Annotated in this window: 12 protein-coding genes; 10 read left to right on the top strand and 2 right to left on the bottom strand. The window is 69.6% G+C overall.

Annotated elements, in window-relative coordinates:
• The first annotated feature begins 235 nt into the window (after positions 1-235).
• From glmM to ACXIZN_RS29650, 4 genes are all read left to right on the top strand, one after another.
• Positions 236-1,570, top strand: coding sequence for a phosphoglucosamine mutase (gene glmM, locus ACXIZN_RS29665; protein ID WP_257489252.1), 1,335 nt, complete (start codon positions 236-238; stop codon positions 1,568-1,570).
• An 83-nt stretch (positions 1,571-1,653) separates the two neighbouring features.
• A complete protein-coding gene (locus tag ACXIZN_RS29660; protein ID WP_457958323.1) occupies positions 1,654-1,962 on the top strand; it encodes a type VII secretion target in 309 nt (102 codons plus the stop codon).
• Positions 1,962-4,337, top strand: a complete 2,376-nt coding sequence (locus ACXIZN_RS29655; RefSeq protein ID WP_457958321.1) for a hypothetical protein — start codon at positions 1,962-1,964, stop codon at positions 4,335-4,337. Before ACXIZN_RS29660 ends, ACXIZN_RS29655 begins: the two co-directional genes overlap by 1 nt.
• A gap of 12 nt (positions 4,338-4,349) precedes the next feature.
• Positions 4,350-4,835 carry a hypothetical protein gene (locus tag ACXIZN_RS29650; RefSeq protein WP_457958319.1) on the top strand — a complete coding sequence of 162 codons (486 nt, stop codon included), beginning with the start codon at positions 4,350-4,352 and terminating at the stop codon, positions 4,833-4,835.
• A gap of 4 nt (positions 4,836-4,839) precedes the next feature.
• On the opposite strand, the gene ACXIZN_RS29645 is transcribed toward ACXIZN_RS29650, so the two are convergent.
• On the bottom strand, positions 4,840-5,772 hold the full coding sequence (locus tag ACXIZN_RS29645) for a cytochrome P450 (protein WP_457958318.1): 933 nt from the start codon (positions 5,770-5,772) through the stop codon (positions 4,840-4,842).
• 32 nt (positions 5,773-5,804) lie between these two features.
• On the opposite strand from ACXIZN_RS29645, the gene ACXIZN_RS29640 reads away from it, so the two are divergent.
• The 5 genes from ACXIZN_RS29640 to ACXIZN_RS29620 all read left to right on the top strand — a co-directional run bounded on the left by ACXIZN_RS29640 (position 5,805) and on the right by ACXIZN_RS29620 (position 11,199).
• Complete coding sequence (locus tag ACXIZN_RS29640; protein ID WP_457958316.1) at positions 5,805-7,484, top strand: fatty acyl-AMP ligase; 1,680 nt, start codon at positions 5,805-5,807, stop codon at positions 7,482-7,484.
• The gene (locus tag ACXIZN_RS29635; RefSeq protein WP_020633351.1) at positions 7,474-7,779 is read left to right on the top strand and encodes an acyl carrier protein; all 306 of its coding nucleotides are present in this window, start codon (positions 7,474-7,476) and stop codon (positions 7,777-7,779) included. The genes ACXIZN_RS29640 and ACXIZN_RS29635 overlap by 11 nt, the downstream gene beginning before the upstream one ends.
• Before the next feature lie 138 nt (positions 7,780-7,917).
• Positions 7,918-8,232: a hypothetical protein gene (locus ACXIZN_RS29630; protein WP_457958315.1), complete on the top strand. Its 315-nt coding sequence runs from the start codon at positions 7,918-7,920 to the stop codon at positions 8,230-8,232.
• Positions 8,232-10,634, top strand: a complete 2,403-nt coding sequence (locus ACXIZN_RS29625; RefSeq protein ID WP_457958314.1) for a hypothetical protein — start codon at positions 8,232-8,234, stop codon at positions 10,632-10,634. Before ACXIZN_RS29630 ends, ACXIZN_RS29625 begins: the two co-directional genes overlap by 1 nt.
• A gap of 28 nt (positions 10,635-10,662) precedes the next feature.
• Positions 10,663-11,199, top strand: a complete 537-nt coding sequence (locus ACXIZN_RS29620) for a hypothetical protein (protein ID WP_457958313.1) — start codon at positions 10,663-10,665, stop codon at positions 11,197-11,199.
• 148 nt (positions 11,200-11,347) lie between these two features.
• Here ACXIZN_RS29620 and ACXIZN_RS29615 read toward each other — a convergent pair whose 3' ends face one another.
• Positions 11,348-12,172 carry a dienelactone hydrolase family protein gene (locus ACXIZN_RS29615; protein ID WP_457958312.1) on the bottom strand — a complete coding sequence of 275 codons (825 nt, stop codon included), beginning with the start codon at positions 12,170-12,172 and terminating at the stop codon, positions 11,348-11,350.
• Between the two features lie 171 nt (positions 12,173-12,343).
• On the opposite strand from ACXIZN_RS29615, the gene glmS reads away from it, so the two are divergent.
• Positions 12,344-14,206 carry a glutamine--fructose-6-phosphate transaminase (isomerizing) gene (gene glmS / locus ACXIZN_RS29610; RefSeq protein ID WP_034305013.1) on the top strand — a complete coding sequence of 621 codons (1,863 nt, stop codon included), beginning with the start codon at positions 12,344-12,346 and terminating at the stop codon, positions 14,204-14,206.

The raw sequence follows: 14,206 nt of genomic DNA, 5'->3' as shown, positions 1-14,206 counted from the left end.
GTATGCGCCCATCCTTCTCTCGTATGGGCGCTTCCGTGTTTCCGGGGTCCTTCGGTCCCCGCTCGCCCCCAGCCCCACCTGTCACATCTGCCCCATGCGCCCCACCCGTGTCACGTTTAGCCCGCTAAAGTCGCGCGCGTCGCGTTTAGCCCGCTAAAGGCGAAGCCGGGGGCGCGGGGAGACAGGCAGGGGGACTGGCTAGGTTGTCGTGGTGGTTTTTCAAGGAGGTCGACAGATGGCTCGTCTATTCGGTACCGACGGCGTACGTGGCCTCGCCAACGAGGAGCTGACCCCGGAGCTGGCGCTCTCGCTCGCCGCCAGCGCCGCCCGCGTCCTCGCGGCCCACGACCGTTCGCACCGCCCGGTCGCCGTCGTCGGCCGTGACCCGCGCGCCAGCGGCGAGATGCTCGAGGCCGCCGTCGTGGCGGGCCTCACGTCCGCGGGCGCCGACGTGCTCCGCCTCGGCGTCCTCCCGACGCCCGCCGTCGCGTACCTGGTCGGCGCGCTCGAGGCGGATCTCGGCGTGATGATCTCCGCCTCCCACAACCCCATGCCCGACAACGGCATCAAGCTTTTCGCGGCGGGTGGTCACAAGCTGCCCGACGGGATCGAGGACGAGATCGAAGCCGGTCTCGCCGCTCCCGTCACCCGCCCGACCGGTATCGGCGTCGGCCGGGTGAAGGACGTCCCCGACGCGGGTGACCGCTACGTCGAGCACCTACTGTCGGCCACCCCGCACCCCCTCGCGGGCCTGCGCGTCGTGGTCGACTGCGCGAACGGCGCCTCCTCCTTCGCCGCCCCCGAGGTGTACCGCAAGGCCGGCGCCGAGGTCATCGCGATCCACGCCGATCCGGACGGCGTGAACATCAACGAGCACTGTGGGTCGAATCACCCGGAAGCGTTGCGCGCCGCTGTCGTCGAGCACGGCGCCGACCTCGGGATCGCGCACGACGGCGACGCCGACCGCTGTGTCGCCGTCGACGCCGCGGGTGAGCTCGTCGACGGCGACCAGATCATGGCCGTCCTGGCGCTCGCGCTCGCCGAGACCGGTGAGCTGACGAAGAACACCCTGGTCGCGACCGTGATGAGCAACCTCGGGCTGCACCTGGCGATGCGCGCGCACGACATCAACCTCGTCACCACCGCCGTCGGCGACCGCTACGTCCTCGAGGAGCTCCGTGCGAGCGGGTTCGCGCTCGGCGGCGAGCAGTCGGGCCACGTCGTCCTTCCCGCCTACGCGACCACCGGCGACGGCCTCCTCACCGCGCTGCGTGTGATGAGCCGCATGGCGTCGACCGGCAAATCGCTCGCCGAGCTCGCCGCGGTCATGAACCGCCTGCCGCAGGTGCTGGTGAACGTCCCGGTGGCGGACAAGGCGGCCGTCGCTGTCTCCGCCGCGGTCCGTGACGCCGTCGGCGCCGTCGAGGCCGAACTCGGCGAGGAAGGCCGTGTCCTGCTGCGCCCGTCGGGCACCGAGCAGCTGGTCCGGGTCATGGTCGAGGCCACCGCGCACGACACCGCACAGGCGGCAGCGGACCGGCTCGCCGGAGTCGTCTCTTCCGCCTCGTAACCCCCTCACGATCTCCCCAAGTCGCTGCGCTGGGGTTACCGGCCCGGTACATTCCGTGTGCGGATACCTAGGGGAGGGTGACGGTGGCCGGTAAAGGGCACAAGGTCGATCCAGCGCAGCTGAACGAGGCAGCCAAGGTCCTGCAGGACCTGCCCAAGCAGGCTTGCGAAGGACCGATCGGGGCGGTCGAGCAGATCAACCTGACCGCGGCGAGTTTCGGTCCGGCGCACGGGGATTGCTTCGGCGGGTACTCCGCGAGCATCCAGCGCCTGGCGAAGTGCGCGCGCAGTTATCTCGCGGCTTCGGACGAGTTCGGCCGCAAGCTCGCGGCGTCCAAGGACCTCTACCAGTCCAATGAGGACTCCAACGCCGCCGAGATGAGGAAGCACTGATGCCTCTCGCAGATGTCGGCGGGGACACCGGTCACGACATTCCCAGCCGGGCCGAAGTCGAGAAGATCCTCAACGACCCGAACATCGACCGCGACACCAAACGCGAGCTCGCCCTCAACTACATCGACTACATCGAGGACGAGACACCGGAAAGCTGCGGGTTCGCCAGCGAAGCCGAGCGGAACGGCTTCCGGGACTACATCAAGTCGATGAACGGTGACTGGATCACCGAGAGCGACATCGGTGACAACAACGCCTACCTCGAAGACGTCCAGGCGGCTTACAAGACCGCGCATGAGAAGTACGACGCGAACCAGGCCACGGGGCGGCAAGGTGATCGCGACGCGCTGAACCGGGACGCGGCGAAGACCCAGGAGATCGCAGGGCGCGCCACCGAGACCGACCCGGGCTGCGCGAATTCGAACGACATCATGGTCCCCGGCCTGTCGGGGTTCAAGGTCTACGAGATCTTCCACCCGCTCTACGTCCGCGCGCTGGGCCTGGCGGGCGGCGGAGCGGCGGTCTCCCTCGCCGAGCTTCAGCGGCTGTACCACGAGCAGGACAACATCCCGTTCAACCTCTTCAAGACGAGCGCGGAGGAGCTGACCGCGGTCGGCACGGCCGTCACCGGGTCCGCGCAGGACGTCTCCGGAAAGCTGGGGAATTCGCTCGGCACCTGGGAAGGCGCCGCCGCCGAACAGGCGCGCGCCTACCAGAAGGCCTATTCGGACAAGACCGGTCTGGTCGCCGAGGCGTTCAAGGCCGCGGGTGACGGGCTGCTGCGCACCACCGCCTCGGTGGGCAGGTTCTGCCGCGAAAAGGTCGAGTGGCTGCAGAAGTGGTTCACCGACAACATCGACGGTGCCACGGCGCAGGACATCGAGCGGATCATCCGCATCGCCGACGGCTCGTGCAGCCAGAACGACATCATCCACTGCATCAAGTTCCTGAGCATCGAAGCCAAGGACGCGTTCAACGACGACGCCGGCGACATCGACCAGAGCACCATCGACGAGGTCCTCAAACCTCAGGCGGTGGCCTGGTTGAAGAACGTCTTCCTCGGCTGGTTCGGCAAGCACATCGAGAACTTCCAGCTGGTGTGCAAGAACACGCGCGAGGCGATCAACGGCGCGTGGAAGGCGTACTTCGACTCGCTCGGCCAGGTGGTCGAGAATCCGTTCGCGGATCTGGGCAAGACCCCGGAAACGGGCGGCGAGAAGCCGGTCGAAAAACCTGCCGAGAAGGGCGGTGGCGGCCCGCCCGCCAGCGGTGGCGGTGGCCCGTCGCCCGGTGCCAGTGGCGGCCCCGGGCGCATGACGCCGAGCAACACCGTGCTCCCGGAGCCGGAAAAGCCCGAAGTTCCGGGCCAGGAGAAGAACCCGGTCACGGACAAGCCGCTCGACCTCGACCCGGCCACCGGCGAGCCGTATCCGATCGATCCCCGCACGGGTGAGGCGATCAAGACCGGCACCGACGCCGTGCGGCCGGAGCCGGTGACGGTCGAGCAGGGCGACCGCAAGATCTCCATGGCCGAGCCCGGTGCCGACGGGAAGATGGGCATCTCCGTCCAGGACGGCACCGGCCAGGTGAAGGACTACGACCTCGACTTCGGCGACGGCAAGGCCACGCCGGACGCGGCGGGCGGACCCGCGCCCCGGGACGGCGCCGAACAGCGTCCGCCGGCGACTCCTGGCCCCGACGGCAAGATCCACATCGCGGACGGCGGCCTCAAGATCACCGCGGAACGGCCGAACGGTCCCGACGGGCCGACGCTGGTGACCGTCGACGACGGTTCGGGACAGCCGTCGAAGTACACGTTGGGCGAGGACGAGTCCGCGGGTGGCCGTCACGCGAGCCCGGATTCCACGCCGCAGCCGGCCGGAAGGCATGCCGCGGCGCAGCCTGTCGAAGAGCAGGCTGTTCGCTCGCACGACGGCACGTCCGGTGGGGCCGGCGGCGGAGCACCCGCGCCCGGTCAGCAGGCCGAACCGGTGGCGGCGGCTGAGGACGGTGACTCCGAATCGACGACGGCCCAATCGCTGAGCGACCCGTTCGAAGGCGGGGACAACGGGCTTGGTGACACGTCGGATCCGGCTGGGACCGGTGGCGGCGCGGCCGCTCCTTCGACGTCGTCCGGGCTCGGCTCCGCTCCGGGAGGGGGCGCCCAGGATCCGGCCGCGGCCGGTGCGGGGATGATGGGCGGCATGGGCATGATGGGCGGCGGCGCGGCCGGTGGCGGGCAGGGGTCCGGCGAAGACCAGCAGCGCACGTCCAGCGGATACCGGGTCGACGGGGGCCTGTTCGACACCGCGACGACGACGGGCAGCCGGATCAGCGGCTCGCTCGACGACGACGGCGTCATCGGCTTCCGTTAAGGGGAGGGGTCAGTGAATCCTGAGGAGGATCTCGCCGGACTCCGGCACAAGCTGGCCGGGCTGGAGCGCGAGAACGGCGACCGGATGTACCTGGTCGACAACCGGGCGGCCAAGGCGATCGAGGAGACCAAGGCGGCGGGCGACCAGCTCAAGCAGGAAACGGGCGCGGCGCTCGCGGCCCGGAGCGAGCAGAAGCGGCGCGCGGAGGCCGCGGGTGGCTGGGCGACCGAGTCGACGCTCTCCGAGAAGGTCGAGGACGACGGCGACTTCGGGTTCGAGGAGGACGAGGCCGAGAACGAGCGCCGTGCCGGGTATCGGACGGCCGAGGAGCCGCCGATCGCGTACCGGCCGCCTGCTCCGTCCGTTCCCGCGCCGCCGCAGCCCTCGCCGCCTCCGGCGCCTGTGCCGGAGGAGCGTCCGGCCGGGCGGCATCGGCGGGCGGCCGCCGCGCGGGGTGATGACGACGACTTCGCCAACACCGACTGGCTGGCGACCTGAGCGGTCAGGTTCGCAGAGCCACGACGGCCCGCTCGACGCCGTGGAAGACGGCGTGCGTCTTGTACCGCACCTCCTCGGCGACGTGGTCGGGAGTCAGGATCTCGGCAAGGGCGCGAAGCGCGACTTCGCCCTCGGCGACCGCGACTCGCGAGCCGGGGCAGGTGTGCCGGCCGAGACCGAAGGCGAGCTCGGCGCCGGGGCCCAGCGGGATGGCCAGTTTGTCCCCGGTCGTGAAGTCCTTGCCCGCCAGGGAGAACGGCGTGGTCACGCGGCGGGCGGCGAAGCGGCTCGGAGCGATCTCGTGGATCAGCCCGCGTACGTCGTCGAGGACGTCTGGACGGCGTAGGAGTTCGAGACCGGCGAGGGCGAGGAAGTTCATGGAGTTCTCGTACGCCGCGTGGGCGAGCATCACCGGCGTGATCATCAGCTCGTCTTCGGTGATCCGGCTTGCTTCGTGCGCTTCGCGGAGCAGCGCCAGCCCGCCGCCTTCGACGGCCGTCGCCTTGAGGAAGAACATCGCGACCCTGAGCGCGGCGGTGTCGGCTCCGGCGGGCCCGCCCGACCAGACGTCCAGATTCGCGGCGGTCTCCGAAAGGTTCGTCAGCAGCTTCTCGCCGAGTGGCTCGACAGTGCCCAGCACCGCCTCCGTCACCTTGGCCGCCACCGGCCTGGCGAAATCGGCCACCAGGTCGAAGCGCGCACTCGACTTTAGCGGGCTAATCGTGACGCGCAGGTCTGTGAGCAGGGCATTCGGGAGGGGCTCCACCAGGGCGATGACCTCCTTGACGACCGCGCGGAGCCGCCGGTGGTCCGCGCCGTCCATCAGCAGGAGGTTCGGCGTTTCGGCGGCGGCACCGCCCGGGTTCGAGCTGAGCTCGCGGTCGCGCAGGGCCTTGACGCGATCCGCCGGATCGTCCAGCACGAAGAAGTCGTCCACGTTCGTATGATGCCCATGCGCGGCCGGAGGATGTGCCAGTGTCACCAGAAGTGCCCGAGGAAGTGTTGCGGACGCCGCTCGTGCTCCGCCTGCTCGAACGCGCCCACGTCGATCGCCCGGCGTACACGCACCTCGACTGCTCGAACCGGCACGAACCCGTCGAGGACACGCTGACCTGGGCCGACTTGCTCGTCCACGTCCGCGCTGTCGCGGCGAAGCTGCGTGAGGTGATCCGGCCGGGAGACCGCGTCGCGATCACCGCGCGGCAGGACCTCTCTTACGTCGTCGCCTTCTTCGGCGCGCTGTACGCCGGCGCGGTCGCGGTGCCACTGTCCGCGCCGGACGTCCGCGCTCACCGCGAGCGGCTCGTCGGCGTCCTCAACGACTGCGACGCCGACATCTGGCTCACGTCGGAGGCCTTGGTCGAGCGGCTGGCGGAGTTCGCCAAGGCGGACCCGGTTCCGGCGCCCCGCGAGATCATCGCCGTCGACACCCTGCCGCTGGACCCGGCCGACCAGTCGCCGCCGTCGCCGGTCGCCCCCGAAGACCCCGCCTACCTGCAGTACACCTCCGGCACGACGCGATCACCGGCAGGCGTGATCATCACGCATCGGGCGTTGTCGGCCGCCTGCTGGCAGATCTGCGACGCCTACGACGTCGACGAGCGCACCACCTGCGTCGGCTGGATCCCGTTCTTCCACGACATGGGGCTGGCGCAGTTGCTCGCCGGGACGATGCACTCCGGCGGCCGGACGGTGTTCATCGCGCCGCTGGAGTTCATCCGGCGCCCGGAGCGGTGGCTGCTGCTGATGTCGTCGTACCCGAACACGCTCACCGCCGCCCCGAACTTCGCGTACGACCTGGTGACCGAGGCCGTGCCCGAGCCGAAGCGCGCCGAGTACGACCTCTCGACGGTGTCGATCGCGCTCAGCGGCAGCGAACCGGTCCGGGCGGCGACCGTCCGGGAGTTCCTCGCCGCCTACGAACCCCACGGCTTCCCGAGGGGCGCGTTCCGGCCGTCCTACGGTCTGGCCGAGGCCACGGTCTACGTCGCCAGCGGCGATTCCGGCGGCCCGGTGGTGACCGAAGTGGACGGCCGGGAAATCGTCGAGATCGGCTGGCCCAGGGGGCAGCGGGTCCGCGTCGTGCCCCCGCCGGATCGCGTTTTGCCCGCTAAAGTCGACGTGGGCGAGATCTGGGTCAAGGGGCCCAACGTGGCCGCCGGGTACTGGCGCCGTCCGGAGTTGACCGCCGAGGTGTTCGATGCCGAACTCGGCGGGGAGGGCGGCTGGCTCCGCACCGGCGACCTCGGCATGATCCGCGACGGCAGGCTGTCGGTGACCGGCCGGATCAAGGACCTGATCATCATCGACGGCCGCAATCACAGCCCCCACGACATCGAGGAGACGGTCGCCGCCGCGCACCCTCTTCTCGGGCCCGACCGAGTCGCCGCGTTCTCGGTCGACGGCGATGAGGGGGAGGGCGTCGTCGTGGTCGCCGAACGCGCGCGGAAGGCCCCGGACTTCGACGAGGCCGAGATCGCCCGGGCCGCCACCCGCGCCGTCGCCGAGCGGCACGACGTGCGGCTTCATGCTTTCTTCCTGGTGAAACCCGGCGGCCTGCCGAGAACCTCCAGCGGCAAGGTCGCGCGTTCCGCGGCCAGAACGCGGTACTGGACCGCGGATGGGACAGAATTCCCCCATGGCAGCTGACGGGAGCGAGTACGTCGACGAGATCAAGGCCCTCGTCTGCGAAACCTTCGACGTCGATCCGGACACCATCGACGAGAACACGCCCTTCGCCGAGATGGGCGTCGACTCCCGGCGTCGCGTCCGGCTCCTGGCGACGGTCGAGGTGGAGTTCGGTATCGACATCGACCTCGACGAGCTGGATCGCCTGGTCGACATCCGCGGCGCGGCCACCGTTCTCGCCGAAGCCGTCGAAGCGGGCGCGAAACCGCGAAAACGCGGTCTACCAGGCTTCTTGCGCCGAAATCGTTTGAGTTAGCAAAGGTGTGAATGTCCCTGCGGTCCGGATGGCCGATGGGTACATTCTGTGTGCATATGCGATGGCACCTGATGCCGTCGGCGTGCGTCGTAGGTAGGACAACGAGGCGGATACAGCGGGACGAAGGGGGCACCGGTCATGCCGGACGGGGGCTACAAAGCCGATTCAGAGGCGATGCTCACGGCGTCGACGTCGTTGGAGCGCGCGGCTGAGAAAACGACGTCCGAGGCGGGGAAGGTGGGGCCGACCCAGGTCGGGCCCGAAAGCTTCGGCCGGGTCCACAAGGACTACCAAAAGGGCTACGCCACCGGGATTCTCGCCATTTCCGACGCGATGAAGGGGTACGCGGGCCAGCTCACCCAGCTCGCCGGTGGGGTCAGCACCGCGTCGACCCGCTACACCTCGTCCGACCAGGCGAACGCCGCGGCTGCCAACAAGGCGGGAGCCCAGTAATGAGTGAACCGACGCCCGCACAGATCAGGGAAATGCTGAACGACCCCTACGTCACTCAGGGCACGAAAGACGCCTTGCTGATGCCGTTCGGCAACCGGGAAGAGGCGTACAAGAAGGCCGTCGCCGAACGTGACTCGAACGCCGCGGGGGACAAGAAGCAGGCGGCCGACACGAAACAGGCCGACAAGGACCTCGACGCGATGTCCCGGCCGGCCGCTGGTGGTTCCACCGCCAAATCCGACCAGGTGCTCGACCTCGGGAAGCCGGCACTGGACTTCTTCTCCGACTGGGCCGAGCAGGTCTGGAACAAGATGCCGGAGAAGTCGTACGAGATCAGCTACAAGACCGACATCTGGGACCGGTTCCACGAGAACCGTGAGATCAACTTCCAGAAGATGTTCGACGAGGTCGAAGATCTCAGCGACGCGAAGAAGGTCGTCGAGCAGACCCAGAAGGACGCGACGTCGGCACTGACCACGCTCTTCCACGACTGGAAGGGCGAGGGCGCGACAGCCGCGAAGGTCAAGTACGAGCAGCGGATCCAGCCCGACGCGAAAGAACTCATCGCGCAGATGGACGGCGCCATCAAGCTGGTGCCGTCCACCATCGACAAGATCTACAGCGCGCTCAAGCTGAAGGTCGACGAAACGCTGAAGCTCCGGGTCGACAAGGTCGCCACGGCGCCGTTGTACATCGCGAAGCAGGTCGTCGAGATCGCGAACGGCAAGGTCGACTCCAAAGAAAAGCTCATGGACGTCGCGTACTGGCTCGATTCCGCGTGTCCGGGCAACAATCTCGCCGAACGACTGCGTCACGACGACTGCGATCTGAACGACGAGAACAAGGATTACGCGATCGGGGCCGCGAAGCAGTGGCTGAAGGGCTCGTTCGCCACCGAGTTCGGTGAGCGCTTCGAGAACTTCAAGAAGCTCTGCAAGAACGCGACCGAGACGATCAACACGCAGTACCACGAGCTTTCGCGGTTCATGGAGGACTACACGAACCCGTTCCCCGCGCCGGGGTCCGAGAAGCCGCCCATCGACGACGGCAAGGGCAAGGACAAGGGTGGCGGCGGTGACACCGGTGGCGGCACCGGCGGCGGTACGGGCGGCGGAACCGGAGGTGGAAGCGGGAGCGGCGGCGGTGCCAGCACCCCGCCTGCCGCCACGGTCCCCGAGACGCCGAAGCCGGAGGACAAGCCCGCCGAGGGCATGAACCCGGTCACCGGCAAGCCGCTCGAGCTGGACCCCGAGACCGGCAAGCCGTACCCGATCGACCCGGCGACGGGTGAGGCGATCAAGGACGGCATCGACGGTCAGGACACCATGACCGTCCAAAAGGGCGACAACAAGATCGAGATGACCGAGCCGGATAAAGACGGCAAAATGGACATCAAGGTCGACGACGGCAAGGGCAACGAGAAGGACTACAAGCTCGACTTCGACGACCCGAAGGGCGAAGAGGGCAAGGACGGTAAGCCCGGCGAAGAGGGTAAGGACGGCGAGTTCGGGCCGAAGGGCACGGTCAAGGAGGGCGAGCCCGGCCCCGACGGCGTCTACCGGCCCGGCCCGGACGGCAAGATCCACATCCAGGACGGCAACCTCAAGATCACCGCCGAGCAGCCGCAGGGCCCGAACGGCCCGACCGTGGTGACCGTCGACGACGGCAAGGGCGAGCCGACCACCTACACCCTCGACGAAAAGGGTGAGAAGAAGGAGCTCAAGCCCGGCGACACCCTCGAGACCGACGACATCAAGAACGGCCTCGACGACCGGAATCCCGGCAACCCGCAGCCCGGCAAACCCGAAGACGTTCGTCCCATGCCCGCCCCGGCTGACGGCATCGCCCCTCCCGGTGGCGGTGGCGGGAGCGGCTTCAGTGCTCCCGGCGGTGTCGAGGTCGGTGTCGGCGTCGGTGGCGAAGGGACCGCTTCGGTGTCCGCGGAGGCCGAAGCCGCCGCGGGCGGCGCGTCGGGTTCCAGCGGCGATGGCACCGTTCCGACCGCCGGTGGCGGTGGCAGCTTCGAAGGCGCTATCGGCAGCCCGCTCGAAGGTGCTTCGGCGGGGTCGCTGAACGAAGCGGGTTCGCTGGAAGCGGGCATGCAGTCCGGAGGCGGCGCGCAGCCGGCCGGGGCCGAGGGCGGTCTCGGGATGGCTCCCGGCGGGATGGACCCGGCGCCCGCGAGCGCCGGTGCCGCGAGCTCGCCCGCCGGAATGGGCGGCATGATGGGTGGAATGGGCGCCATGGGCGGCGCGGCCGGCGGTGGCGGGGGCGACACGCAGCGCGGGTCGAGCCAGTACCGCGTCGAGGGTGGCATTTTCGAGACCAGTGGCGCGGGCGGCCGGATCAGCGGATCGCTCGACGACGAGGGTGGCGACCGTTCGATCAGCTACGAGCGATGATCGGTAGCCGGGGAACGAGGGAGGACCGATGAGCGCTGTTGACCGGCTGGCGGCCGCCATGTCCAGGCAGGACGCCGCCATCACGGAGCAGTTGGAGCAGCGCGGGCTGCGGGAGCGGCATCTCGCCGACGCCAAGGCCCAGGCGGTGGACACCATGCAGAAGGACGCCGCCATCCATGACAAGTACGCCGCGCACATGCAGGAGCTGGGGAAGCGGAGCAAGGAGGCGGGTGGCTGGCTGACCGGCAAGACGACCGCCGACCGCAGCCACACGATCGGCTTCGACATCGAGGACGACGAAAAGCCGGACGCCCGGTTCGCCGAGTTCGGTGCCCGTGCCGACGTGTCGCGGCCGGCGCCGCCTCCGCCGCCGCTCCCGGTCGCGCCGGGGGTGCCCGGAATGCCGGCGACGGTGGACGTCCCGCCCGCGTCGCCGACGCCCGCTCCCAGCGCTGCGGCGCACGAAGAGCCCGGCACGCCAGCGCGTCGCCGCGGTCGTCACGCCCGTGACGACAAGGGATTCGACGACGACGATTTCTCGAACAACTCGTGGATGGTCGACTGACCGGCTTCACGCGCTTCAGGGCCCGGCTCGCCAGAGCCGGGCCCTTCTTTTGCCCTCTGGTGCCGTGTCGCGTTTAGCGGGCTAAACGCGATCTGGGCGCCGGGCCGGGGGCGTGTCGCGTTTAGCGGGCTAAACGCGATCCCGGGCGTCAGGCGGCGGGTTCGTCCTGGAGCTCGATGGGGGCGCGTTTGACGTCGGCGTCCAGCAGGGGCTGGTACTTCGTCGTCCCCGTCAGGTGGGTGAGGAAGAACGCGGTGAACAGCGCCCGCGTCAGCTGCTGGGTCCCGCGGTGCGGCTTCCCGTGCAGCAGCAGCTGGCTCCAGTGCCTGCCCTCGGTGACGCCGAGGTGCGACGACTTCCCGAGCGTCCGCAGCTGCACCGGCCCGCCCCACGCGTCCGCGATGGCCTCGGCGTGTGCGACGGACGGCGCGACCAGGTCTTCACCGGCCGCGAGGTGCAGGCCGGGGGCGGTCACCAAGCGGGCCGACACGGTCGCCGGCGGCAGCGTCTGCGCGGGGGTGATGGTCGCGACCGCGCGGATCTCGGGCCGCTCGTCGTTCTCGGCGGCCTGCGCGGCGGCCAGTACCGCCGAGCCGCCGCCGGTCGAATGCCCGGCCAGGCCGAGTTTCGCCGGGTCGACGCTGATGCCGTCCGGTCCGAGGCGGACCGTCGTGATCAAGTCGAGCGTCGTGAGCAGGTCACCGGCCAGCAGCCGGTGCGACGGCAGCGGACCGCGCTGGGTGGCCGGGGCCGCCGCGACGATGCCCCAGCTCGCGAGGTGCCGGAGCAGATGCCGGTAGCTCCCGGTCGGCTGCAACCAGCCATGCCCGAACGCGATCGCGGGCAGACCGAGGCCCGAACGAGGGGTGAACACGACGCCGGGCAGTCCGACCAGGGCGAGGTTGCCGCGCAGAACCTCGTGCGGACCTGGGTGGGACAGCTCCGCGAGCAGCTGCTTGGGCTTGCTGGCCATGCTCGTGACCTTACTGCCCGCGCCCCCGTCCGGCCCGCGCGCCGCCCCGGCGTTCGCCTTTCGCGGGCTAACCGCGCTGCTTAGCGTGCCTAAGCGTCGCGTTTAGCCCGCTAAACGCAGGTGCGGGCGCCCGGGCGAAGGGGCCGAATTTCCGTCGTTAGGCTGGTGGCCGTGTGTGGAATCGTGGGATACGTCGGACACCGCCCGGCCCTGGACGTCGTCATCGGCGGCCTGCGCAGGATGGAGTACCGCGGCTATGACTCGGCAGGCGTCGCGGTCCTCGACGGCGCCGGCGCGCTGAACGTCGAGCGCAAAGCGGGCCGCCTGGCCAACCTGGAGACCCAGCTCGACACCGTCGGCAGGGACGCCTTCACCGGCACCGCCGGGATGGGCCACACCCGCTGGGCCACCCACGGTGCCCCGGTCGACCGCAACTCGCACCCGCACCGTGACGCCTCCCAGCGCGTCGCCGTCGTGCACAACGGCATCATCGAGAACTTCGCCGCCCTGCGCGCCGAGCTCGAGGCCGAAGGCGTCGAGATGGCAAGCGACACCGACTCCGAGACCGCCGCGCACCTGATCGCCCGCGCCTACACCGAGGGCGACACGAAGGGCGACTTCGCGGCGAGCGTCGCCGCGGTCTGCCGTCGCCTCGAAGGCGCGTTCACCCTGGTCGTGACCATCGCCGACCAGCCGGACACCGTCGTCGCCGCCCGCCGTTCGTCGCCGCTGGTCGTCGGTGTCGGCGAGGGCGAGCACTTCGTCGCGTCCGACGTCGCCGCGTTCATCGAGCACACCCGCGAGGCGGTCGAGCTCGGTCAGGACCAGCTCGTCGTGATCACCCGCGACGGCTACGAGGTCACCGACTTCCACGGCGACGCCGCCCAGGCAAAGCCGTTCACTGTCGACTGGGACCTCTCAGCCGCGGAAAAGGGCGGCCACGAGTACTTCATGCTCAAGGAGATCGAGGAGCAGCCGGAGGCGCTGGCGAACACGCTGCGCGGCCACTTCGACGGCGGCCGGATCATCCTCGACGAGCAGCGCATCTCCGACCAGGACCTGCGTGACGTCGACAAGGTCTTCGTCGTCGCCTGTGGTTCCGCGTACCACTCGGGCCTCGTCGCCAAGTACGCCATCGAGCACTGGTGCCGCCTCCCGGTCGAGGTCGAGCTGGCCAGCGAGTTCCGCTACCGCGACCCGGTGCTGGACCGCGCGACGCTGGTCGTCGCCGTCTCCCAGTCGGGCGAGACCGCGGACACCCTCGAAGCCGTCCGCCACGCCCGCGAGCAGAAGGCCCGCGTCCTGGCGGTCTGCAACACCAACGGCGCGCAGATCCCGCGCGAGTCCGACGCCGTCCTCTACACGCACGCCGGTCCGGAGATCGGCGTCGCGTCGACGAAGGCGTTCCTCGCGCAGATCGCGGCCAACTATTTGGTCGGTCTGGCGCTCGCGCAGGCTCGCGGCACCAAGTACCCGGACGAGGTCGCCCGCGAGTTCGCCGAGCTCGAAGCGATGCCCGCCGCGGTGCAGAAGGTCCTGTCCACTGTGGACCAGGTCCGTGACCTCGGCCGCCGGATCGCCGACTCGAAAGCCGTGCTGTTCCTCGGCCGCCACGTCGGTTTCCCGGTCGCCCTCGAAGGCGCGCTGAAGCTCAAGGAACTGGCATACATGCACGCCGAGGGCTTCGCGGCCGGTGAGCTCAAGCACGGCCCGATCGCGCTGATCGAAGAAGGCCTGCCCGTCGTCGTGGTGATGCCGTCGCCGAAGGGGCGCGCGGTGCTGCACTCGAAACTCGTGTCGAACATCAGCGAGATCCAGGCGCGCGGCGCCCGCACGATCGTGATCGCGGAGGAGGGCGACGAGACCGTCCGCCCGTTCGCCGACGAACTGATCGAGATCCCGGCCGTGCCGACGCTGCTGCAGCCGCTGGTCTCCACGGTGCCGCTGCAGGTGCTGGCCGCCGAGATCGCCCGTACGCGCGGGTACGACGTCGACAAGCCGCGTAACCTGGCGAAGTCGGTCACCGTCGAGTAA

This window comes from Amycolatopsis sp. TRM77291, from assembly GCF_054166285.1.
The sequence above is the reverse complement of the archived record's forward strand: the minus strand, read 5'-3'. Positions and strand labels throughout refer to the sequence as shown.

What these genes read in the sequence shown, in the direction of transcription:
- ACXIZN_RS29655 (WP_457958321.1), top strand. Translation starts at nt 1,962, where the DNA reads ATGCCTCTCGCAGATGTCGGCGGGGACACCGGTCACGACATTCCCAGC.
- ACXIZN_RS29635 (WP_020633351.1), top strand. Translation starts at nt 7,474, where the DNA reads ATGGCAGCTGACGGGAGCGAGTACGTCGACGAGATCAAGGCCCTCGTC.
- ACXIZN_RS29620 (WP_457958313.1), top strand. Translation starts at nt 10,663, where the DNA reads ATGAGCGCTGTTGACCGGCTGGCGGCCGCCATGTCCAGGCAGGACGCC.
- glmM (WP_257489252.1), top strand. Translation starts at nt 236, where the DNA reads ATGGCTCGTCTATTCGGTACCGACGGCGTACGTGGCCTCGCCAACGAG.
- ACXIZN_RS29625 (WP_457958314.1), top strand. Translation starts at nt 8,232, where the DNA reads ATGAGTGAACCGACGCCCGCACAGATCAGGGAAATGCTGAACGACCCC.
- ACXIZN_RS29615 (WP_457958312.1), bottom strand. Translation starts at nt 12,172, where the DNA reads ATGGCCAGCAAGCCCAAGCAGCTGCTCGCGGAGCTGTCCCACCCAGGT.
- ACXIZN_RS29630 (WP_457958315.1), top strand. Translation starts at nt 7,918, where the DNA reads ATGCCGGACGGGGGCTACAAAGCCGATTCAGAGGCGATGCTCACGGCG.